Consider the following 21,630-nt stretch of genomic DNA (forward strand, 5'->3'; position numbering starts at 1 on the left):
TTAAGCGTTCTGAGCCTCAAGCGGGCCTGGAATGGCCAGCTTGAGGCGGGCTTTGTCTGACCACAGTTGCAAGTGGGTCAGCAAGTCTTTTTGGCTGAATGAACAACTTTCTTCGCTGAACAAGACACTGGCCTCGATGCGGTCAAGCAAGGGGGTCAACACGTCGGTAAAGCGTGATGGCAGGTTCAGCAAGGCCGACTCCTCGCGCCACAAGCGGACCATCTCGCTTTGTGGCAGCTGGCCGTTTTGGCTGCGAATGAGCGCGGCATTCAAACGCTCAAGGGTGTCCAGGGCGGTGTGCATGGTGCAAGTTCTCCTGATGGGCTTGGGGCCGTCATTTCGGGGTGACAATCATGCCCCATGAAAACCCAAAAGACCCCATCCATGCGTTTGGAAGACATCTTGTTCAGTCAGGGTTTTGGCACCCGCCGCGTTTGTGCAGGTTTGGTTCAGCAAGGGCATGTGCAAATCCAAGGCCAAAGCGTGACCGATGCAGGCGAATTTTTTGCGCTGCAAGGCCTGCATGTGAATGTGCAGGGCACCGATTGGCCGTACCAAGACAAAGCCTATGTGCTGCTGCACAAGCCCACTGGCACTGAGTGCTCGCAAAAGCCGACAACTTGGCCCAGCATTTACACCTTGCTGCCTGCGCCTTTGCGCCAGCGCCCGCAAAAAGCGGCGGTGCAAGGCGTGCAAGCGGTGGGCCGATTGGACCAAGACACCACGGGTTTGCTGCTGTTGACCGATGATGGCCAGTTCATTCACAAAATGAGCTCGCCCAAGCACCATGTGCCCAAGGTCTATGAGGTCACCACCAAACACCCGATCACACCCGAGATGGTGACGACACTTTTGACGGGTGTGGTGCTCGATGACGACCCCAGACCCGTGAAGGCAGCCGCCTGCGAAGCGCTGGGTGAGTTGTTTTTGAAGCTCACTTTGACCGAGGGCAAATACCACCAGGTCAAGCGCATGCTCGCGGCGGTGGGCAACCGGGTCGAGGGCTTGCACCGCTCGCAAATTGGGGCGCTGGGTTTGGGGGACTTAGCCCCGGGTCAGTGGCGTTGGTTGCGCGAAGAAGACCTGGCTTTGCTCAAGCCCGCCATTTCGCCATGAACGCTTGCAAGGCGTGCGCCACCGCAGCGGGTTGGTCGCGGTGCGGTGCGTGTCCACAATCGGGCAGTTTGAGTTGCTGTGTGTGCGGCAATTCGCGGGCGATGTCGTCGATCTGGGCCATGCTGCCGTAAGGGTCGTTCAGCCCCTGGATCGCCAGCAGCGGGGCTTTGATTTGGCCCAGTTGGGCCCGGATGTCGAAGCTTCGAAATGCCGGGCTGAGCCACACATCGTGCCATTGCCAGAAAGCCCCATCCACATCGGCGTGTTGGGCCATCAACCGTTTGCGTAAGGGACCGTGCTCAAAGGCGTGGCGGGCCTGCTGGATGGCTTGCAGTGAGATGGGCTCGACCATGACATGCGGCGCCATCACGATGCAGGCTTGCACCGCAAAATGCGCCGCGTGCAACAAGGCAATCGTGCCGCCATCCGAGTGCCCCAGTAAAACCGGCCGCTCAATGCCCCGTGCCGCGAGCAATGCCGGCAAAATCTCCAGGGCTTCTCGGTGCATGTAGTCGGGCAACAAGCGCCCCTGACGCTGCTTGGCCAGCTGCACCGACGGGCCACGGACATCCACCACCGGGTCAGACCAACCATAGCCTTGGCGCGAGTAAAGCAGACCTGCGCAGCCCAATTGCCGGCACACCTGCGCAGGCCAGTCGCGCCACATGCGCACACTGCCCAAGCCCTCGTGCAAAAAAACCAAACACGGGGTGCTGATGCCCGCCGGTCCAGGCAGGTACTGGGTTTCCAAGGCAAGGCCTAAAACCATGGTTTTTTCGATGACAGGCGTGGGCATGGGCAATCCTTGCAAGCCAAAACAGGGGAGGCTACGCGGGCGTGTGACGGCACATGGCTGGGGTCAACAGCGTTGCCGGTGAACGGTGACGGATTGTGCAAGCAATCAGCGCGAAGACCGGGTCACACAGTGGTCAGCAGGGTGCGCTTGAACGGGTCGTCAAACCGATCCCCTAAGCGGCTGAACAGGGCCGTGGCGCAAGCTGCGATCCAGGGCGCGATCGAGGCGACGCGCTGCAGGCATGGCGTGCGCCTGGCCAACTGTTAAGCTTTGGCCATGAAACTTTTGATCGACTCGTTTTGGCGCGCCGGCTTGTATTGCCTGTACCCCCGGGTGATCGGCCTGTCTTTTTTGCCTTTGGTGCTGATTGTGGCTTTGTCCTGGGGCTTGGGCTATTTGTATTGGGACAGCTCGGTCAGTTGGGTTCGCGCGGTGCTGGATGCTTCGGCTTGGTTGGATGTGGTCTGGCGGTGGTTTGAGGGCGTGGGCCTGCCCAATCTCAAAACTGTGGTAGCCCCTTTGCTGGTGATTTTCACGGTCACACCCTTGGTGGTGGTGTCGTCTTTGCTGGCGGTGGCGTTTTTGATGACCCCCAGCCTGACCCGCATGGTGGCCGAGCGGCGTTTTGCGGGCCTGCAGCGCAAGCAGGGCGGCAGTTTGTGGCTGGGCTTGTGGTGGACATTGGGCTCCTTGGTGTTGGCGCTGTTGGCCCTGGTGCTCACTTTGCCCATGTGGTTGGTGCCACCCTTGGCTTTGGTCTTGCCCGCTTTCATTTGGGGGTGGTTGACTTACCGTGTCATGGCCTTTGATGTGCTGGCCGAATTTGCCAGCGCACAAGAACGAGCCACTTTGCTGGCCCGTCACCGCATGGGGTTTTTGAGCATGGGTGTGGTCACCGGTTTGATGGGCGCTGCGCCAAGCTTGGTTTGGGCATCGGGGGCCTTGTTTGCCGCCGCCTTTGTGTTTTTGGTGCCCTTGGCGATTTGGATTTACACCTTGGTGTTCGCCTTTTCTTCCCTTTGGTTTGCGCACTTTGGTCTGTCAGCTTTGCAAGCCCTTCGCGCCGAACCCGATCAGGCCCGGCTGGATGAGGTGCTGCTGGCCATGCCACCGACCCCCGCTCACGCGCCCGACCAGTCTGATCCAACACCCTCGCGCGGGTCTTCTTGGTTGGGCAAATCGACGCCCCCAGCAGGCCACAGCGTGACCGATGTGCAAGCCCGAGAGCGGCCTTGAGCCCCTGGGCTTTCAGTTGCAACTTCAAAGACTTTTCTTATGACCCCTGCATTTGGTTTGATCATCATTGGCGACGAAATCATGTCCGGCAAGCGTCAGGACAAGCACATGCCCCAAGTCATCACTTTGCTGAACGCTCGTGGCTTGTCCTTGGCTTGGGCGGACTATGTGGGCGACGTGCCCGAGCGCATCGTGGCCAGCTTGCAACGGGCCTTGGCCTCCAGCGACGTGGTGTTTTGCTGCGGCGGTATCGGAGCCACTCCTGACGACCACACGCGCCAGTGTGCGGCCCGGGCACTGGGTGTGCCACTGGTGCTGCACCCGCAGGCCAAGCGCCTGATCCAAGAGCGCATACAAGACACCGCCCAAGAGCAGGGCCTGGCCTATGAACCTGAGCGCCCGGACAACTTGCACCGCCTGAACATGGGCACCTTTCCCGAGGGGGCGGCCATCATCCCCAACCCGTATAACAAGATTCCCGGTTTCAGTTGTGCAGGCCCGAGCGGCGCTGTGGTGTATTTTGTACCCGGCTTTCCGGTCATGGCCTGGCCCATGATGGAGGGGGTGCTCGACACCCATTACAGCGCTTACTTTCGACGCAACGCTTATCTTGAAAAATCGGTGATCGTTTGGGGTGCGATGGAGGCCGCTTTGACCCCGCTGATGGAGCGCATTGAAGCCGCGCACCCGGGCGTCAAGGTGTTCAGCTTGCCCAGCGTAGACCACCCGCAGTGGGGTCGGCACATCGAATTGGGCGTCAAAGGCGAGCCCGCGCATGCCGAGCAGGCTTACCAAGCGTTGCGCCATGGCCTGAACGAATTCCCGATTGAATACGGCCCCGAATTGGTGCGGTGATTTTATAAACACCATATTGGTGCATAAATGCACCTTGTCTGTGCATTTTCCGAGAAGGCTGGCACAATCCAAACCGAGTTCTGGCCCCGTGCTTTGGGTGTGAGGCTGCATTTTTAATGCCCCAGTGAGGGCATGCGGTTTGGCGCAAGACACAATCTTGGCTTGATTGAACTGCGGGTCTGGGTCTGGTTGGCACAGAAACTGCAAGGTTTGAGAGCAAGTTTTTTAATCCCTTTCCATTCAGGAGAATTTGATGGCCAAGACCGTCGCAGACGTGATGAACATGGTGAAAGAGAACGAAGTCAAGTTCGTTGACTTCCGTTTCACCGATACCCGTGGCAAATGGCAGCACATCACTGCGCCCGTGTCGCAGTTTGATGAAAGCAAGTTCGAAGACGGTCAAGCTTTTGACGGCTCTTCGATCGCCGGCTGGAAGGGCATTGAAGCCTCTGACATGTTGCTGATTCCGGATGCCAACAGCGCCATCATCGACCCCTTCTTCGAAGAGGTCACCTTGGTGCTGATTTGCGACGTGATCGAGCCTACCGATGGCAAGGCCTACGAGCGCGACCCGCGTTCCATTGCCAAGCGCGCCGAGACTTACCTCAAGCAGTCTGGCCTGGGCGACACGGCTTACTTTGGCCCCGAGCCAGAATTTTTCTTGTTTGACGAAGTGCGCTGGAGCACCGAGCCCAACAACACTTTTTACGCCATCGACGAAGCCGAAGCCCCCTGGAACAGCGGCAGCAAGATGGACGGCGGCAACAAAGGCCACCGCAACCGCGTCAAGGGCGGCTACTTCCCCGTGCCCCCCGTGGACAGCACCCACGACATGCGCAGCGAAATGTCGCTGATCTTGGAATCGGTGGGCATTCCGGTCGAAGTGCACCACCACGAAGTGGCGGGTGCGGGCCAGTGCGAAATTGGCACCCGTTTTTCCACCTTGGTCGAACGCGCCGACTGGACACTGCTGCAAAAGTACGTGATCCACAACGTGGCCAACGCCTACGGCAAAACCGCCACCTTCATGCCCAAGCCTTACGCAGGCGACAACGGTTCGGGCATGCACGTGCACCAGTCCATCTGGAAAGACGGCAAGAACCTGTTTGCAGGCAATGGCTACGCAGGCTTGTCTGAATTTGCGTTGTTCTACATTGGCGGCATCATCAAGCACGCCCGCGCTCTGAACGCCATCACCAACCCCGGCACGAACAGCTACAAGCGCTTGGTGCCGCATTACGAAGCCCCTGTGAAATTGGCTTACTCGGCCAAGAACCGCTCGGCCTCGATCCGCATCCCCAACGTCGCCAGCGACAAGGGCCGCCGCGTGGAAGCGCGTTTCCCCGATCCCTTGTGCAACCCCTACCTCGGCTTTGCGGCCTTGTTGATGGCCGGTTTGGACGGCATTGAAAACAAGATCCACCCCGGCGAAGCCGCGACCAAAGACTTGTACCACCTGCCGCCAGAAGAAGACAAGTTGGTGCCCACAGTGTGCTCCAGCCTGGACCAAGCTTTGGACGCCTTGAACGCCGACCGCGCTTTCTTGACCAAGGGCGGCGTGTTCACCGACGCGTGGATCGACGCTTACATCGAATTGAAGATGCAAGAAGTCAACCGCAGCCGTGTCGAAGTCTCGCCTGTCGAATACGACATGTACTACTCGCTCTGAGCAGCATGCGCACCGTTGCACACCCACCTGTGCAATGCCTCCAAAGGACGGCCTTGCCCGTCCTTTTTTTGTGGCTGCTGATGGGGGCTGCAAATTCACAAGCGCAAGAGGCCATCTACCGCTGCGGACAGGAGTACACCAACCAACCGCGTGCGATGGCTTTGTGTGAACGTTTGGCACCCCAGGCCATCACGGTCATCAACGGGACCCGGCCCTCACCTGTGCCTTCACCCGTGCCTTCGCCCATGCCTTCAAGTCTGGTTGTGCCGTCCATGGCACCCCCTGCCCTCAACAGCCCTGCTGCCCACCGGGCAGCAGGGCCCGACAGCGATGCGCGCAGCGCTGAAGCACCGAGGGCTGCACCACAACAAGCGGCACGCGATGCGGCTGCCCGTGCCGTGTTGGAGCAAGAGCTGTTGAAGGCGCAGGCGCAACTGGCGCAGTTGCGCCAAGATTTCAACCACGGTGAGCCCGAGAAGTGGGCTTCTGAATCCCGTAACCACCAAAAATACCTGGACCGCGTGGCCGCCCTCAAGGCAGCGATCGAGCGCAGCGAGCGAGACATCGACAGCTTGCAACGCGAGTTGACGCGACGCCAAATGCCAAGCCAGCTGCAAACATCGCGCACGCCGCGCTCACCGTGAACACATCCAACCGATTTCAGTCTTTTGACCTGCTGGCCACGCCTGTGGCGGTGATGCAGGCGCAAGGTCGGCTGCGCTTTGTGAATGCGGCGCTGGAAGATGCTCTGGGCATGTCCCGGCGCACTGTGCACGACCATTTTTTCCCGGATTATTTTTTAGACCCCCAACCGCTGGTCATGGCGTTGGCGGGTGCGCAATCGAATGAATTTGCGGCGCTGCGTTACGAGGCCCAGCTGCGTCGCCTGCACCACGACGACCCTTTGCCGGTGCATGTGATCGTGGCCCCCAGTGACGAGCCAGGCGAGGTGATTGTCGAGCTGGTGCCGGTGGAGCAGCAAACCCGGCAAGAGCGTGAAGAGCGGCTGCTGGAGCAGGCCCAGGCCAACAAAGAGCTGATCCGCAACCTGGCGCACGAGATCAAGAACCCGCTGGGCGGCATACGCGGCTCGGCCCAGCTGCTGGAGATGGAGCTGAACGACAAAGAGCTGACCGAGTACACGCAGGTCATCATCCGCGAGGCCGACCGCCTGCAAACCCTGGTGGACCGCTTGCTGGCACCGCACCGCCGCCCGCATGTGGTGGGCGATGTGAACATCCACGAGGTGTGCGAGCGGGTGCGCACCCTGATCCTGGCCGAGTTCCCCAAAGGCCTCAAATTGGTGCGTGACTATGACATCTCGATTCCGGAGTTTCGCGGCGACCGCGAGCAGCTGATTCAGGCGGTGCTCAACATCTCGCACAACGCGGCGCAGGCCTTGCAAGAGCGCATCGTGCAGGGCGATGCGCGCATCACCCTCAAGACACGCATCTTGAGGCAGGTCACCTTTGGCAAGCAGCGTTACCGCCTGGCATTGGAATTGCATGTGATGGACAACGGGCCTGGTGTACCAGACTCGATCAAGGACCGCATTTTCTTCCCGTTGATCTCGGGGCGCGAAGGCGGCTCGGGCCTGGGGCTGACATTGGCGCAAACCTTTGTGCAGCAGCACCATGGCATGGTCGAGTGTGACAGCGAGCCCGGCCGTACGGACTTCAAGATTTTGATTCCGTTGCCCTGAAAGCAGCCGCCCGTGAACACTGAAAGCGCCAAGTTGATGAAACCCATCTGGATCGTTGACGATGACCAATCCATCCGCTTTGTGCTGGAAAAAGCCCTGCTGCGCGAAGGTCTGCCTACCCGCAGTTTCACCAACCCGCGCGAGGTCTTGAAGGCGCTGGACACCGAGAGCGAGGCCAACGGCCCGCAGGTGCTGGTGAGCGACATCCGCATGCCCGGCGGCTCGGGGCTGGATTTGCTGGCCACCATCAAGCAGCGCATGCCGGCCTTGCCGGTGATCATCATGACCGCGTTCTCTGACCTGGACAGCGCCGTCTCGGCCTTCTCCAGCGGCGCGTTCGAGTACCTGCCCAAGCCCTTTGATTTGCCCAAGGCGGTGGAGCTGATCCGCCGCGCCGTGGGGGAGAGTCAGCGCGAAGACGTGGCCCCAGAAAAGATGGAAGATGCGCCCGAAATGCTGGGCCAAGCGCCCGCCATGCAGGACGTGTTTCGCGGCATTGGCCGTTTGGCACAAAGCCATGTGACGGTGCTGATCACGGGCGAGTCCGGTTCAGGCAAAGAGCTGGTGGCGCATGCCCTGCACAAACACTCGCCGCGCGCGCACCAGCCTTTTGTGGCCATCAACACGGCGGCCATTCCCAAAGACTTGTTGGAGAGCGAACTGTTTGGCCATGAGCGCGGGGCTTTTACGGGCGCGCAGGCCTCGCGCCGGGGGCGCTTTGAGCAGGCCGACGGCGGCACCTTGTTTTTGGACGAAATTGGCGACATGCCTTTTGACCTGCAAACGCGTTTGCTGCGGGTCTTGTCCGACGGGCATTTTTACCGCGTGGGCGGGCACAGCGCCGTCAAAGCCAATGTGCGCGTGATCGCCGCCACCCACCAGGATTTGGAGCAACGCGTCAAAGAGGGCGTGTTCCGCGAAGACCTGTACCACCGCCTGAACGTGATCCGCCTGCGCCTGCCTGCATTGCGCGAGCGCCGTGAAGACGTGCCGGTGCTGGCGCGTTACTTTTTGCATCGCAGTGCCCAGCAACTGGGGGTGGAGCCCAAGCGCATCGCCGATGCCGCGCTGGAACGCCTGAGCCACTTCCAGTTTCCGGGCAATGTGCGCCAGCTGGAAAACATCTGCCATTGGCTCACGGTGATGGCCCCGGCCCAAGTGGTGGAGGTGAAAGACCTGCCGCCCGAGGTGCTGACCCCGGCCTCAGGGACGGTCACTGCTGCCAAGCCTTTTGCGGCCCTGTCATCCGGGGTGGGCGATGGGCCTTTTGCCGTCGCGCCTGAGCCAAGCGACGAGGCGGCGGTCATGCACGCTTTGCGTGCAGCCAATGCGCCCAGCGCAGCTGCGCAGCGCCATGCGGCATTCAGCGGCGATGCGGTCACCACCCGACCCTTCAGCGAGGACGCACCCAGCGTTGCCGCAAGCTGGGAGTCGGGCTTGGAGCAAGAGGCGCTGGCCCTTTTGCAGGCCGACCGCACCGACGTGTGGGACGTGCTCACGCGCCGCTTTGAGGCCAGTTTGATCCAATCGGCGCTGGCCACCACCCGGGGGCGGCGCATCGAGGCGGCGCAAAAACTGGGCATTGGCCGCAACACCATCACCCGCAAAATCCAAGAGTTGGGCCTGGACAACGAGAGCTGATCAAGTCAGGGCCGGCCTGCGCTTGCTCAGCCAGGGCCTTCGTAGACGATACGCCACTTTGCATCTTCTTTTTGCCAATAGGTGCGCCAAAAACTGGTGCGTTGGCCGCGTTTGCTGCGCTTGACATGGGGCAGCAGTGAGGATTTCACGGTCACCACCATCTGGTGGCCGTCGTCTTGCCAATGCAGGGCCGAGATCAATTCCAGCTTCGTGTCTTTTGCTTGCGTCTGCGATGTGCGCAGAATTTGTGGCCACCAGTGGGCCAAGTCTTTGCCTTCGCGTTCAAAGCGCTGGCTGTAAAGCGGTTTCAAAAGATCAGGCTGGGCTTGTCTGCGTGCTTGCATCCAAGGCTCAACAACCGTCTTGATCAATTCAAGGGCTTGGTCGTTGTGTGTCTCTGGCACCCAGTCGAGCTGGTTTGCGATGAGCACAGGCGTCATGCGCAAGTTGGGCAGTTCGAGCAACTGGGCCATGTCGGGGTTGGACATCACGACACAACCGTCCGAGGATTCGGGTGCGCGGGTGTATTGGTCGCTGGGTGTGCCGTGCAGCCAAATGCCCGATCCGGTTCTTTGGCGCATCAGATCTACCGCGTTGGGGTAATTCAGCGTCAGCGCTCCGGCACCATACAGATCGGGCAAGTTTTGACCGGGTATGTTGTTGAGGATGAAATAAACGCCCAGCGGTGTCTTGCCGTCACCCTCCAAGGCTTTGCCGCTGCCGTTGAGGCCCACTGAGATGTAAGTTTCTTTGACCAGTTGCAAGCGCAAATTCCCTTGCAGGTCGCTGCGGTTGGCAAACCAATAAAGACGAGATTTGGAAATGTCTACAGCGGCCACATGTGATTGCTGTGGACTCAAGTACGCCAAGGCCGCGGGAATTTTGCCTTGCAAACTTGGCGTTTCATCGCGCTGGACTCGCCGTTGAAATTCCAAGCGCAAAGCGTCCAAACGCTTTTCCTTGTCGGCGGGTGTGATGGCCTCGCTCTCAGTCCAAGCCAAGGGCGCGGTGGCACTGATGTTGAGCAAGTCAGCGTAGAGAAGTTGCCCAAGTTGAAAATGCGGCAATTGGGTGCTCAGGGTGCTGGCGATGGACAGGGCTTGGGCCCGCTCACCTTGCACCATGTGGGCAAATATTTGGCGCACCATTTGCTCGGGGTTTTGGCTGTGGATCTGCGGTGTTGGGGGCGTGGCTTCAAATGCCAATTGCCACGGCAAAACAGGGTTTGGCTTTGCACTTGGCGCTGCGGTGGGGCTGAGTTGGGCGCTTGGATGGGTTTCGCTTCTGCTCAGATTGGCACCCAACCAGACACCCGCTGTCAGCAAGAGGGCGACTGAAAAAGCCAGCCCAGACCGATGCCAATGCCACCACTGGCCGCCTCGCAAAGACCTGAGGGGGGTCTGTGAAGCCTTGGGCCGCGGGTTTTGAATGGGGGGCTTGGGGGTCAATTCACCGACTCACGCAAGATGAGCCAGTCATCGCCTTGACGCAGCATGTTCAAGGTTTTCTTGCTGTCGGACTTGATGTTTTCAGACTCATAAATCTGCTGAAACTTGGCCACAGCGGTGTTGTTCTCGATCTGGATGCTCAATTTCCGAATACCCACTGAGATCGATTTTTTGTTCAAGATTCGGTCGCGGCGTTCATTTTTCCATCGGGACAAGGAGACACCCCCCGAGGGTTTGAAGTTCTTGGCGTAAGCGGCGTAATAGCCGTTCATGTCCGCCTCACTCCAGGCCTTGGCCCAGCGCATCACGGCGGTTTCAATGTCTTGCTGGTCTTTGGACAATGCGGACGGCACAGGCGTGGCTGTGCTTGCGGGCGTTGGCACCGGTGCAGTTGCGGCGGTTGTTGCGGGTGCTGCAGTCGCTGCTGTGGCCGCTGGTGCATTCGGTGTTTCGGGCTTGGATGAGGCTGACGCCGTGGTGTTGGCAGGCAGGGCAGCAGCAGGCGCCTTGGCAGCAGGTGCTGCTTGGGCAGTGATCGGTCCCATGCTGGGTTTTGCAGTTGCCGAAAAGGGTGGGAGCTTGGCATTCGCATCCCGGCCTATTCGACCCAGCAAGGTGAGTTGTGGCGCGCCGACGCTGGCATTGGGTTTGATTTGCAGTGCCTTGGCATAACTTTGTTGTGCCAGTTGACCTCGGATATCGGACAAGTTGCGGTGGGCTGCCTGGTAACTGGGGTGGGTTTGTAAAGCCTTTTCCAGAAAATCTTTGGACTCCTGGAGCTGACCTTTGGCCGCGTAAAGAACACCCAAATTGTTGTAGGCCTCAGATTGCTCGGGATGGCTTTCGGTGATTTTTTTGAACGTGCCAATGGCTTGGTCAAGCTGACCGCTTTGGGCTTGCACCACACCTTCCATGAACAGCCACTGCACATGGGTCGGCGATTTTGTTTTTTCTTGCCTGATCAGCTGCTGGGCGAGCTCAAGTTGACCGGACTCAATCGCCAGTTTGATGGCCGCTTCGGCTTTGGCATTGGCCTCGGTGTGGGCTTGAGCCAAGACGCCAGATGAAAAGCCTAGAACGACCATTGCACAAATGGCGCTCACGAAAACTGGGCGGTAATGCGCTGCAGACAGGAACACCATTGGTTTTTGAAACGAATGCAAAGTGGGCTATTTTATCTGTTCGGGCGTGTCAATTTGTGGGCCAATGGCAGGGCACCCTCTTGGCAAAAGGGCATCCGTTTGGCGTGGGTTCACTGAAAGCGCAGGGGACAGCGATGCACCATGCAAAAATGGCAGCGCGGTAGCGATGAAATGATCTTGGAGTTCTGCGTGCAACGACCTGTTTTGACTGGCCATCTGGCTTGGTTTGGCCCCGGTATTGGTTTTGCTGTGCTGGCCATGGCCAGCTTGAGCTTCAGCGATGCCACCAGCAAATGGGTCATGCTCAGCGTCACGCCCTTGATGGTGCTGTGGTTTCGCTACGCGGTGCAGGCCTTGGGCACCACCATGGTGTTGGCACCGCTGCGCGGCCGGGCCATGTGGCACACGCACAGCCTGCGCTGGCAGGTGCTGCGCGGCATGCTCATGGTCAGCTGCAGCTTGTTGGCTTTTTACTGCTTGCAGCGCATGCCGGTGGCCGAGTTCACCGCCACCGTCATGCTCACGCCCTTGGTGCTCACGGCGCTGGCGCGCTTTGTCATGAAAGAGCAGGTCTCGTCGCTGCGCTGGCTGATGGTGCTGGGTGGGCTGCTGGGGGCGCTGTTGGTGATTCGCCCGGGTGGGCAGGTCGACCCGTCGGTGGGCTGGATGGCCTTGACGGTGGTGTTCACTTATGCCGTGTTTCAGGCGGTGACCAGCCACATGACGCGCACCGAAGACCCCGCTGTCATGCAGTTGTACACCGGTTGGGTGGGCTGGGCTGTCAGCACGCTCTTGGTACTCAATGCGTGGGTCACGCCGCAAAGCCTGCACGAATGGGTGTTGTTGATCTTGGTGGGCTTGGCCGCCACCTTGGGCCAGTACCTTTTGATCTTGGCTTTTTCGAAAGCGCCCGCATCGGTGATCTCCCCTTTTTTGTACACGGGTGTGGGTTTTTCCACCCTCATGGGTTGGTGGTTGTTTGACCACATGCCCGATGCGTGGGCATTCACCGGCATGGGCTTGGTGGTGCTGTGCGGTCTGGTCGCTGGCCGCATTCAACGCGCGGGCGGGGCCGCACAGCTGACCACTGGCTCTAAGCTGGGTGGGAGCGGTCTCTGACCGCGAAAGCGCCCCATCAAACCCTTCGCGGCCGGAGGCCGCTCCTACCAGGAGCCATTGCGGCAGGTCGCGGCCAGCGAGCGTGATCTAAGCTGGTAGGAGCGGTCTCTGACCGCGAAAGTGCCCCAGCAAACCCATCGCGGCCGGAGGCCGCTCCTACAAGGAGCCAGCGCGGTGGGCTGCCGCTCCTACCAGGAGCCATTGCGGCAGGTCGCGGTCTGAGAGCGTGATCTAAGCTGGTAGGAGCGGCCTCTGACCGCGAATGTGCCCCAGTAAACCCATCGCGGCCAGAGGCCGCTCCTACCAGGAGCCATTGCGGCAGGTTGCGGTCTGCGAGCGTGATCTAAGCTGGTGGGAGCGGTCTCTGACCGCGAAAGTGCCCCGGCAAACCCATCGCGGCCGGAGGCCGTTCCTACAAGGAGCCATTGCGGCAGGTCGCGGTCTGCGAGCGTGATCTAAGCTGGTAGGAGCGGTCTCTGACCGCGAAAGCGCCCCAGCAAACCCATCGCGGCCAGAGGCCGCTCCTACAAGGAGCCATCGCGGCGGGTCGTTGCTTCTACTTCGATGTGCCCAAGGCATTGGCCGTCCATGGCGCGGGTGAAGCGAAAGCCAAGGCCTGTTCGGTGAAGGGGTGCACAAAAGCCAAAGTGTGCGCGTGCAGCAGCAAACGTGGGCTCAGGGCCTGAACTTCGGGCGGAGCGTACAGCGAGTCGCCCAGCATGGGGTGGCCGATGCTTTGCAAGTGCACCCGCAATTGGTGCGTGCGGCCGGTGACCGGTTCCAGCTCGATCTGGCTGGCGCTGTCGTTGCTTTGCAGCACGCGCCAGCGGCTGCGGCTGGCTTTGCCGTCGGGGTGAATGATGTGCAGCGGACGGCGTTCCCAGTCGAGCAAGATGGGCCCATCGATGCTGCGCCAGCCGTCTGCGTCGGCCATGGTGGCCGCTTGGGTGTGTGCGGGGTGGCCTGCCACCACCGCCAGATAGCGTTTGTGGATGTGGCGGGTCTCAAACAACTTGCTCAGGCGGCGTTGCGCCTCGATGCCCCGGGCCATGAGCAGCAAGCCCGAGGTGTCGCGGTCCAGGCGGTGCACGATCAGGGCTTCAGGGTACAGGTCTTGCACCCGTTTGGACAGGCAGTCTTGCTTGTCCGGGCCGCGACCGGGCACAGACAACAAGCCGCTGGGTTTGTCCAGCACCAGCAGGTGCTCGTCTTGGTGGATCGGGGTCATGCGGTGCGAGCGGGGTCAAGCGGTGCAGACCGACCAGACGCGCGCTCGGCGGGGGCCATCACTTGTCTTTGACTTTGCCGCGAGGGGCCACAAAGGTGGCGGGGGCCATGGGGCGGTCAGAGGTGAACGTCTTGGGCGGGGACGTGTCTTTCTTTGGCTTTTTGGCCATTTTGTTGCTGCGTTGTTCGCCTTTGGCCATGGTGTTTCCTTGAGGGGCGCATCCCAGATTGGGAGTGCCCCGATGTTAAAGCACAAAGCCGTCTGCTGGGCGGCCTGGCTGGGGTTTTGTCTGCTTGTTGGGGTTCCAAAAGTGCGCTTTAAGCGCTGTGTTTCAGGGCCGCTTTGGGTGGCCCTTTGCGCAACGGTTGGCGTTGTTTTTTATTTGACTTCGGTCACAAACTGTGCGCTGGGGCGGCGCACTTTTTTCAAATTGGCCAACCAGTCGCCTTCGCTGGCGCGGTAGCCCAGGGGCACGATCACCACGCTGCGCAGGCCGCGTGCGCGCAGGCCCAAAATCTCGTCCACGGCGGCCGGGTCAAAGCCTTCCATGGGGGTGGCGTCCACTGCCTCATAGGCGGCCGAGATCAGGGCCGCGCCCAAAGCAATGTAGGCCTGGCGCGCTGCGTGCTGGAAGTTTTCTTCGGGGCTGCGGGCGGGGTACTTGCTGAGCAAGCTTTGGCGGTAGTTTTCCCAGCCCTCGTTGCTGCCACCACGCTCGGTGTTGGTCAGGTCAAACATCTCGTTGATGCGCTCGGCCGTGTAGTGGTCCCAAGCAGCGAACACCAAGAGGTGCGAGCCCTCGGTGATCTGGGCTTGGCCCCAGGCTTTGGCTTTGATTTTTTCGCGCACTTCGGGTTGGGTGACCACCCACACCTCAAACGGCTGCAGGCCGCTGGAGGTGGGGGCCAAGCGGGCGGCCTCGACGATGCGCAGGACTTTGTCTTGCGGCACGACTTTCGCCGGGTCCATTTTTTTGCAGGCGTAGCGCCATTCGAGTTTGTTCAGCAATTCAGACATGCGGGTTCCAAGGGGTCAGGGGTGGGGGTGGGGGTGGGGGTGGGGGTGGGGGTGGGGGTGGGGGTGGGTGATTGTGTCTGAAACTGTTTGCCAAGTGCCCGTGGCCAGGCCGTCCAGCGAATAAGGCCCCACGGCAGTGCGAATCAGGCGCAGCGTGGGCAGGCCCACGGCAGCGGTCATGCGCCGCACTTGGCGGTTGCGGCCCTCGCGGATGCACAACTCCAGCCACGAGGTGGGAATGCTTTGCCGCACGCGGATGGGTGGCTGGCGCGGCCACAGGTCGGCGGGAGGCTCCACCGCGCGGGCGCGGGCGGGCAGGGTGGGGCCATCGTTCAGGGTCACGCCGCGGGCCAAGCTGTTCAGGGCCGCCTGGCTGACCACACCTTCTACTTGGACCAGGTAGGTCTTTTCCATTTTGAAACGCGGGTCGGCGATGCGGGCTTGCAAAGGCCCGTCGTCGGTCAAGAGCAGCAGACCCTCGCTGTCGGCGTCCAGCCGCCCGGCCACGTACACGCCGGGCAGGTCGATGTGGTCTTTCAGCCCTTGCCAGCGCCCCTCGGGGGTGAATTGGCTGAGCACACCATAGGGTTTGTTGAAACGGATCAGCATGAAAACGCAGGCCTTGTCGTGAGCGTCTGAGCGTATCAGGTCGCTCGGTCAGGGCGTGCGCAGACCGTGGGTTAGCATCGCCCGCATGAGCACCCAATACGAATGCCTGAAAAGCGCCGACCTGTATGCCGAGGCCTTTGGCATCGCCCCGCCCGAAACCCTGCTGGGCAAAGACGTCTGGCCGCGCCAACAAGGCTTTTTTATCCGCAAAGCTGCAGCACCCGAGGCCGCAGCACCGCAAGCCGGGTTGCCGCTGTCCCCATCGGTCCCCCTTGTTTCGCCACAAGACCACTTGGCTGGGGAAGCGGCCGAGTCAGCCGCGCCCCTGATGCCAGCGGCTGCGCTGCTCCTGCAGTTGGCTCAGGGCCAGTTTGGTTTGGTGCCCACTTGGGTCAAGTCGGCGTCTGACGCCAAGCTGCGGTCCACCAAGTTGGCCGTGACCCGTTATGAAACCATGAGCACCGCCACAGCCACGCGCGAGACTTGGCTCAAAGGCCAGCGCTGCATCATCCCCATGCAGGCGTTTATCGAAGACGACTGGCGCAGCCGCAAGGCCGTGCCCACGCGCATTGCCCGGGTGGACGGCAAACCCATGGGGCTGGCGGGTCTGTGGGAGCGCTGGACCCAAGGCGAGGAGGAAATCGTCAGCTACACACTGCTGACGGTGAACGCCAACAGCCACGCGCTGATGAACCGCTATGGCCAAAACGGCAACGAAAAACGCATGCCCGCCATCTTGAACGAGGGCGCTTACGGCGCCTGGCTCGGCGCGCCGCTCGACAAAGCCCGCGAGTTCATGCGGGCCTACCCGGCGCAGTTGCTGCTGGCCAATCCGGTGCAAAAAAAATAGCTGGGACTTTCAGGCCAAGCGGCTACGGTGCCGCGCAATCTGCAAGCGCACCTGCGCGGGTGCCGTGCCGCCCAATGTGTTGCGCGCGTTCAAAGACCCTTGCAGGCTCAGCGGTCCAAACACATCGGCTTCGATGCGGCCGTCGAACTGCTGCAAAGTGGCCAGTGGCAGCTCGGACAAATCCAGGCCCAAGCCCTGTGCGGACTTGACCGCGTGCGCCACCACTTCGTGCGCGTCGCGAAACGGCAGGCCTTTTTTGACCAAATAGTCGGCCAAGTCGGTGGCGGTGGCGTAGCCTTTTTTGACGGCCGCTTCCATGGCTGCAGCGTGGACGGTGATGCCGCCTTCTTTTTGGCCGGTGGCAGGGTTGAGTTGGCCGCCCACCATCTCGCTGAAGATGCGCAGCGTGTCTTTGAGCGTGTCCACCGTGTCAAACAGGGGCTCTTTGTCTTCCTGGTTGTCTTTGTTGTAGGCCAGGGGCTGGCCCTTCATCAGGGTGATCAAGCCCATCAAATGGCCCACCACGCGGCCGGTTTTGCCGCGTGCCAGCTCGGGCACGTCGGGGTTTTTCTTCTGCGGCATGATGGAGCTGCCCGTGGTGAAGCGGTCGGCAATGCGCACAAAGCCGAAGTTTTGGCTCATCCACAAAATCAACTCTTCACTGAAACGGCTGATGTGCACCATGCACAGGCTTGCGGCGGCGGTGAATTCGATGGCGAAGTCGCGGTCGCTCACGCCGTCCAAGCTGTTTTGGCAGACCTGAGGGTGGCCGTGTTCGTCCACCATGCCCAATGTGTGCGCCACGCGTTCGCGGTCCAGCGGGTAGGTGGTGCCCGCCAAAGCGGCGGATCCCAGCGGCAAGCGGTTGGTGCGGCGGCGCACCTCGCCCATGCGTTCGGCATCCCGGCTGAACATTTCCACATAGGCCAGCAAATGGTGCGCAAAGCTCACGGGCTGGGCCACCTGCAGGTGGGTAAAGCCGGGCATGATGACCTCAACATGGCGCTCTGCCACATCGACCAGCGACTTTTGCAGGTCGGCCAACAGCGCGATGATCAAGTCCATCTCGCCGCGCAACCACAGGCGCACGTCGGTGGCCACTTGGTCGTTGCGGCTGCGGCCGGTGTGCAGGCGCTTGCCGGCGTCTCCCACCAGCTGGGTCAGGCGCGCCTCGATGTTCAGGTGCACGTCTTCCAGGTCGAGTTGCCAGTCGAAAGCGCCGGATTCGATCTCTTGCGTGATGTGGGCCATGCCGCGCTGGATGTCGGCCAGGTCGCTGGCCCCAATGATGTTTTGTGCGGCCAGCATCTCGGCATGGGCCAGGCTGCCGGTGATGTCGGCTTGCCACAAGCGCTTGTCAAAAAACACACTGGCGGTGTAGCGCTTGACCAACTCGCTCATGGGTTCCGAAAAAAGGGCCGACCAAGCTTGAGATTTGGTATCGAATTGGTTTGTCATAGTCCAGGGATTTTATCGGGCTTGACCCTGTGCTTTGGGCTGTGGCGGGTGTTTGTGATGGCTTTGACCGTGTGTGTGGGGCGTGCTTTGCCGCCAGACACCCATGACGGGTCTGTTTCGCCGTGCTGAGCCGCAAGCCATTTATGCTTCAGGCTGTTGTTCGGGTCGGCCGTGAGGCCGAGGCATCCTGAAGCAGGATGTTGTTGAAACGAAACAGAAATAAATTGCAAATATATTTAAAATGAATAAAATTTACGTGTTAATGTAAATATTGATAAAGTTTACTATGATTGTCACTTTAGTTGGTTTCGCATTTTTCTTCGGATTGTTGCTCAGCCGTTTGGGCCTGCCCCCCATGGTGGGCTTTTTGGTGGCCGGTTTTGCCTACAATTTGGCGGGATTCGAGACGCCCGAGGGCCTGCAGTTGGTGGCCGATTTGGGCGTGACGCTGTTGCTGTTCTCGATTGGTCTGAAGCTGGACTTGAAGGGCTTGGCCAAAGTTGAGATATGGGGCACATCCTTGGCACACATCGTGGTGTCAACGGTGTTTTTCACCTCGGTCATTTGGCTGGCGCAGCAACTGATCCCGCTGCCCCTGTTTGATCTGTCGTGGATGGCCATGCTTGTTTTGGGCTTTGCACTGTCTTTCTCGAGCACCGTGTTCGCGGTGAAGGTGCTTGAAGACAAAGGCGACATGTCGGCCTTTTATGGCAAGGTGGCCATCGGTATTTTGGTCATGCAAGATGTGTTTGCGGTGCTGTTTTTGGCAGTCAGCGAAGGCAAATACCCCACCGTCTGGGCTTTTTTGGTGTTTTTGCTGCTGCTGCCCGTGGTGCGAAAACTCATGTTCAAGTTGCTCGACTTTGCTGGCCACGGCGAGTTGTTGGTGTTGAGTGGCTTGTTTTTTGCCTTGGGCGCAGGTTTTGAGTTTTTTCAAGCGGTGGGCCTCAAGGGCGACCTCGGGGCCTTGATTTTGGGCGTGACCATTGCCAACCACCCCAAAGCGTCGGAGTTGGCCAAGTCGCTGTTCAGCTTCAAAGAGCTGATGTTGGTGGGTTTTTTCTTGTCGGTGGGCTTGCAAGGCTTGCCCGACGTGCCCATGCTTTTGGCGGCCATGGTGTTGTGCCTGTTGTTGCCAGTTAAAACTTTGTTGTATTACGCGATTGTGGTGCGGTTTGGTCTGCGTGCCCGCACTTCACTGTTCACATCGCTGAGCTTGGCCAATTTTTCCGAGTTTGGTTTGATCGTGGCGGCCTTGGGTGTGACGCAAGGCTGGCTGCCCGTTGATTGGTTGATCGTTGTAGCCATTGCGGTCAGCATCAGTTTTGCATTTGCCTCGCCTTTCAGCTTGGGTTCAGAAGGGACTTACCAGCGTTGGAAGCTGTTTTGGGATCGGTTTCAGCGCGGCAGTTTGCATGCCAAAGACCAAATGCTGAACACCGGCGACGCCAAGGTTTTGGTGGTGGGCATGGGGCGCGTGGGTTCTGGCGCGTACGACGAGTTGTGGCCTTTGTGGCCGGGCCAAGTGTTGGGCATCGAGCACAACGAAGAAAAGGCCAATGCCGAATGCGCGTCAGGGCGCAACGTGAAAGTGGGCGATGCCACCGACACTGATTTTTGGAACACCATCAAGGCATCCAAAGAAAAAGAGTTGATTGTTTTGGCCATGCCCAGCCACCACAGCAATGTCTATGCAGCGCAACAAATTCGCCATGCGGGTTTGAGCTGCCATGTGGTGGCCATCGCCAAGTTTGCTGAAGAAGTGCAAGAGCTTCAGGCCATGGGCGTGCCATCATTCAACATGTACTCTGAGGCCGGTTCGGGCTTGGCGCGCCACGCCTTGCAGGCCATGCAGGCGCGCGAAGTTTGAGCTTTTTTTCGACAAGCATCTGCCCTGAGCCTTGTTCTGCTGTTGGCCTTCGCTTGGGCAACTCAAACCGGTAAAGTGAGCATGGGAATGTCTTGGCTGGCCGCCAGTTGGTCCAGTTGCCCACGTGTTTGATCTGCCAAAAAACGTGCAACAGCTTGGTGCGTCTCGGGTTTGAACAGGTCTTGTACTGGGTGCGACAAAGAAACGCCAGCCGCCTTGCACAAGCGGATCGCAAAATGAGGTTCCAGCGCAGCCACGGCGACGCGGCCGTTTTTGCAGGCGTAGATGCGGTAGCCCGCGTGTGCGCCGCCGACCGCACCATCGGGTGTGGTCATGCGCAGTTGGCGGGGCAAAGCCAACCAAGTGGCGGCATCCGACAGGCTGACCTCATGGCGTGAGCCTGTTCCGGTGGTTTTGAGCAAGAGCACAGCTTTGAGCGTGGCCTCGCTGGCCATCAGCGCACCGCCCATGTCGGCAAATAAACTGGCGGGCAAATCCATGCCATTGACCAGTCCCACCTCGGCTTGGTAAGTCAAGTCGTGACCGGGTATCTCGGCCAGAGGGCCTGGGGCTCCCACCACTTCAATCAAACTGAGCGCCGGATAACGTTGGTGCAGCGACTGCCAGCCCAAGTCCAGTTTGAGCAAGGCCGAAGGCCTGAAAGAGGTGAGCAACACATCGGTGTCGGCCAAGTGTTGATGCAGGCCACTTTGCCCTGCTGGGGTTTTCAAGTCCAAGGTGTCGTGGGCTACGCCTTGGTGGAACAAGGCGTAGCCGTCGGGCGTGTAATGCTGCAGTGGATCGCCCGCTGGAGGATTGATTTTGGTGCAGCGGGCACCCATCTGGACCAGGCGCATCAGGGCAGCGGGTCCGGGTAAGTTCAGCGCCAAACTGAGGACGCGGATGCCGTGCAGGGGTTGAGGTGAAGACATGTTGGGTTCTCGGACATTGGCGCGCAAGCGCTACAGGTTTGATTTTATAAAAACGCCTTCACCTCCATGATGTAGACCGATCTGGGTAAACCTTCAGCCTTTAGGCCTTGCCTCAAGCGCAGCCCGGCAGGTGGCAAAACTCAAAGCAACTGCAAACAATGGCCTGGAATGGCTGGCGTAGGGTCAAAGACCGGGGGTGGCCTTTCGGGCTATAATCCACATGTTTTGCATTTCGCTGAACGCACGCCAGTGGCTTTTCCAGCTGCTGGCGCAAGTCAACAAACGCTGGCCCGCTTCGTGGTCGTCAGCAACTACAGGAAACACATGATCGCATCTTCCATCAAAGCCGAGGTCGTCAAGGCCAACGCACGTGCAGCCAATGACACCGGGTCCCCAGAAGTCCAAGTGGCCTTGCTGACCGCCCGCATCAACGAGCTGACCCCCCACTTCAAAACACACGCCAAAGACCATCACGGTCGCCGTGGCTTGCTGCGCATGGTGAGCCGCCGCCGCAAGCTGCTGGACTACCTCAAGTCCCGTGATGCCGACCGTTACATTGCACTGATCGCCAAACTTGGCCTGCGCAAGTAATCGTCTCTCCAGATGAAAAGCGCCTGAGTTAGTTCACTAGCTCAGGCGCTTTATTCTTTTTTTCTTCGGAATTTGTCAGGGCGATCTCGCGCTGTGTCATTCCACAAGGCTTTTTTGCTAATGTATGCAAGGTTTTGTGGAATGGCATCGAGTTCAGAGCGTCAACTTCCGGGCCCACAGTGCAGCCTCATGCGCTTTTGTTTTCAGGAGTTCTGAACATGTCTATTTTTAACAAAGTCACCAAATCCTTCCAGTGGGGCCAGCACACAGTCAAGATGGAAACCGGCGAAGTCGCCCGCCAAGCCGGCGGTGCCGTGCTGCTCGACATGGAAGGCACCGTGGTGCTGGCCA

22 protein-coding genes are annotated in these 21,630 nt (G+C 59.9%); 12 read left to right on the forward strand and 10 right to left on the reverse strand.

Annotation, left to right across the window (positions count from 1 at the left end; genetic code table 11):
- Positions 1 to 303, reverse strand: a complete 303-nt coding sequence (locus ACIQ39_RS05310) for a hypothetical protein (RefSeq protein ID WP_396433565.1) — start codon at positions 301 to 303, stop codon at positions 1 to 3.
- 81 nt (positions 304 to 384) lie between these two features.
- Between ACIQ39_RS05310 and ACIQ39_RS05315 the strand changes: the two genes are divergently transcribed.
- Entirely contained in the window at positions 385 to 1,116 is a 732-nt protein-coding gene (locus ACIQ39_RS05315) for a pseudouridine synthase (RefSeq protein WP_396433585.1), read from the forward strand.
- Here ACIQ39_RS05315 and ACIQ39_RS05320 read toward each other — a convergent pair.
- Complete coding sequence (locus tag ACIQ39_RS05320; protein ID WP_396433566.1) at positions 1,094 to 1,912, reverse strand: alpha/beta fold hydrolase; 819 nt, start codon at positions 1,910 to 1,912, stop codon at positions 1,094 to 1,096. The genes ACIQ39_RS05315 and ACIQ39_RS05320 overlap by 23 nt on opposite strands.
- 276 nt (positions 1,913 to 2,188) lie before the next feature.
- Here ACIQ39_RS05320 and ACIQ39_RS05325 point away from each other — a divergent pair, with 276 nt between their 5' ends.
- The 6 genes from ACIQ39_RS05325 to ntrC all read left to right on the forward strand — a co-directional run bounded on the left by ACIQ39_RS05325 (position 2,189) and on the right by ntrC (position 9,015).
- Positions 2,189 to 3,148 carry an EI24 domain-containing protein gene (locus ACIQ39_RS05325; protein WP_396433567.1) on the forward strand — a complete coding sequence of 320 codons (960 nt, stop codon included), beginning with the start codon at positions 2,189 to 2,191 and terminating at the stop codon, positions 3,146 to 3,148.
- Positions 3,149 to 3,187: 39 nt separating this feature from the next.
- The gene (locus ACIQ39_RS05330) at positions 3,188 to 4,003 is read left to right on the forward strand and encodes a competence/damage-inducible protein A (RefSeq protein ID WP_396433568.1); all 816 of its coding nucleotides are present in this window, start codon (positions 3,188 to 3,190) and stop codon (positions 4,001 to 4,003) included.
- Positions 4,004 to 4,256: 253 nt separating this feature from the next.
- Positions 4,257 to 5,672 (forward strand): type I glutamate--ammonia ligase, encoded by a 1,416-nt coding sequence (gene glnA, locus ACIQ39_RS05335; RefSeq protein ID WP_396433569.1) that lies wholly within the window; start codon positions 4,257 to 4,259, stop codon positions 5,670 to 5,672.
- A gap of 53 nt (positions 5,673 to 5,725) precedes the next feature.
- Entirely contained in the window at positions 5,726 to 6,316 is a 591-nt protein-coding gene (locus tag ACIQ39_RS05340; RefSeq protein WP_396433570.1) for a hypothetical protein, read from the forward strand.
- A complete protein-coding gene (glnL, locus tag ACIQ39_RS05345) occupies positions 6,313 to 7,374 on the forward strand; it encodes a nitrogen regulation protein NR(II) (protein ID WP_396433571.1) in 1,062 nt (353 codons plus the stop codon). Before ACIQ39_RS05340 ends, glnL begins: the two co-directional genes overlap by 4 nt.
- A gap of 36 nt (positions 7,375 to 7,410) precedes the next feature.
- Positions 7,411 to 9,015, forward strand: coding sequence for a nitrogen regulation protein NR(I) (ntrC, locus tag ACIQ39_RS05350; protein ID WP_396433586.1), 1,605 nt, complete (start codon positions 7,411 to 7,413; stop codon positions 9,013 to 9,015).
- A 26-nt stretch (positions 9,016 to 9,041) separates the two neighbouring features.
- Here the strand turns inward: ntrC and ACIQ39_RS05355 are convergent, their stop codons facing one another.
- On the reverse strand, positions 9,042 to 10,220 hold the full coding sequence (locus ACIQ39_RS05355; RefSeq protein WP_396433572.1) for a murein L,D-transpeptidase family protein: 1,179 nt from the start codon (positions 10,218 to 10,220) through the stop codon (positions 9,042 to 9,044).
- Between the two features lie 239 nt (positions 10,221 to 10,459).
- Positions 10,460 to 11,605: a tetratricopeptide repeat protein gene (locus tag ACIQ39_RS05360; RefSeq protein WP_396433573.1), complete on the reverse strand. Its 1,146-nt coding sequence runs from the start codon at positions 11,603 to 11,605 to the stop codon at positions 10,460 to 10,462.
- Here ACIQ39_RS05360 and ACIQ39_RS05365 point away from each other — a divergent pair.
- Entirely contained in the window at positions 11,527 to 11,769 is a 243-nt protein-coding gene (locus tag ACIQ39_RS05365) for a hypothetical protein (RefSeq protein WP_396433587.1), read from the forward strand. The two genes, ACIQ39_RS05360 and ACIQ39_RS05365, sit on opposite strands and share 79 nt — an antisense overlap.
- Positions 11,770 to 11,794: 25 nt before the next feature.
- Positions 11,795 to 12,724: a DMT family transporter gene (locus ACIQ39_RS05370; RefSeq protein WP_396433574.1), complete on the forward strand. Its 930-nt coding sequence runs from the start codon at positions 11,795 to 11,797 to the stop codon at positions 12,722 to 12,724.
- Positions 12,725 to 13,280: 556 nt separating this feature from the next.
- Here the strand turns inward: ACIQ39_RS05370 and ACIQ39_RS05375 are convergent.
- From ACIQ39_RS05375 to ACIQ39_RS05390, 4 genes are all read right to left on the reverse strand, one after another.
- Positions 13,281 to 13,952 carry an RluA family pseudouridine synthase gene (locus ACIQ39_RS05375; protein WP_396433575.1) on the reverse strand — a complete coding sequence of 224 codons (672 nt, stop codon included), beginning with the start codon at positions 13,950 to 13,952 and terminating at the stop codon, positions 13,281 to 13,283.
- A gap of 58 nt (positions 13,953 to 14,010) precedes the next feature.
- Positions 14,011 to 14,151, reverse strand: a complete 141-nt coding sequence (locus ACIQ39_RS05380) for a hypothetical protein (RefSeq protein ID WP_298600266.1) — start codon at positions 14,149 to 14,151, stop codon at positions 14,011 to 14,013.
- Between the two features lie 179 nt (positions 14,152 to 14,330).
- The gene (locus tag ACIQ39_RS05385; RefSeq protein WP_396433576.1) at positions 14,331 to 14,969 is read right to left on the reverse strand and encodes an NAD(P)H-dependent oxidoreductase; all 639 of its coding nucleotides are present in this window, start codon (positions 14,967 to 14,969) and stop codon (positions 14,331 to 14,333) included.
- Between the two features lie 15 nt (positions 14,970 to 14,984).
- A complete protein-coding gene (locus ACIQ39_RS05390) occupies positions 14,985 to 15,578 on the reverse strand; it encodes a pseudouridine synthase (protein ID WP_396433577.1) in 594 nt (197 codons plus the stop codon).
- 85 nt (positions 15,579 to 15,663) lie between these two features.
- Between ACIQ39_RS05390 and ACIQ39_RS05395 the strand changes: the two genes are divergently transcribed.
- On the forward strand, positions 15,664 to 16,428 hold the full coding sequence (locus tag ACIQ39_RS05395; protein WP_396433578.1) for an SOS response-associated peptidase: 765 nt from the start codon (positions 15,664 to 15,666) through the stop codon (positions 16,426 to 16,428).
- Positions 16,429 to 16,437: 9 nt separating this feature from the next.
- On the opposite strand, the gene argH is transcribed toward ACIQ39_RS05395, so the two are convergent.
- Complete coding sequence (gene argH / locus ACIQ39_RS05400) at positions 16,438 to 17,886, reverse strand: argininosuccinate lyase (protein WP_396433579.1); 1,449 nt, start codon at positions 17,884 to 17,886, stop codon at positions 16,438 to 16,440.
- A gap of 286 nt (positions 17,887 to 18,172) precedes the next feature.
- On the opposite strand from argH, the gene ACIQ39_RS05405 reads away from it, so the two are divergent.
- Complete coding sequence (locus ACIQ39_RS05405) at positions 18,173 to 19,756, forward strand: cation:proton antiporter (RefSeq protein WP_396433580.1); 1,584 nt, start codon at positions 18,173 to 18,175, stop codon at positions 19,754 to 19,756.
- Positions 19,757 to 19,818: 62 nt separating this feature from the next.
- On the opposite strand, the gene ACIQ39_RS05410 is transcribed toward ACIQ39_RS05405, so the two are convergent.
- Entirely contained in the window at positions 19,819 to 20,688 is an 870-nt protein-coding gene (locus ACIQ39_RS05410; RefSeq protein ID WP_396433581.1) for a CoA transferase, read from the reverse strand.
- 324 nt (positions 20,689 to 21,012) lie between these two features.
- Between ACIQ39_RS05410 and rpsO the strand changes: the two genes are divergently transcribed.
- The gene (gene rpsO, locus ACIQ39_RS05415) at positions 21,013 to 21,279 is read left to right on the forward strand and encodes a 30S ribosomal protein S15 (RefSeq protein ID WP_396433582.1); all 267 of its coding nucleotides are present in this window, start codon (positions 21,013 to 21,015) and stop codon (positions 21,277 to 21,279) included.
- The last annotated feature ends 351 nt before the right edge of the window (positions 21,280 to 21,630 follow it).

The sequence above is a fragment of the Limnohabitans sp. genome (genome assembly GCF_044361645.1).
Taxonomy (GTDB): Bacteria; Pseudomonadota; Gammaproteobacteria; order Burkholderiales; family Burkholderiaceae_C; genus Limnohabitans_A.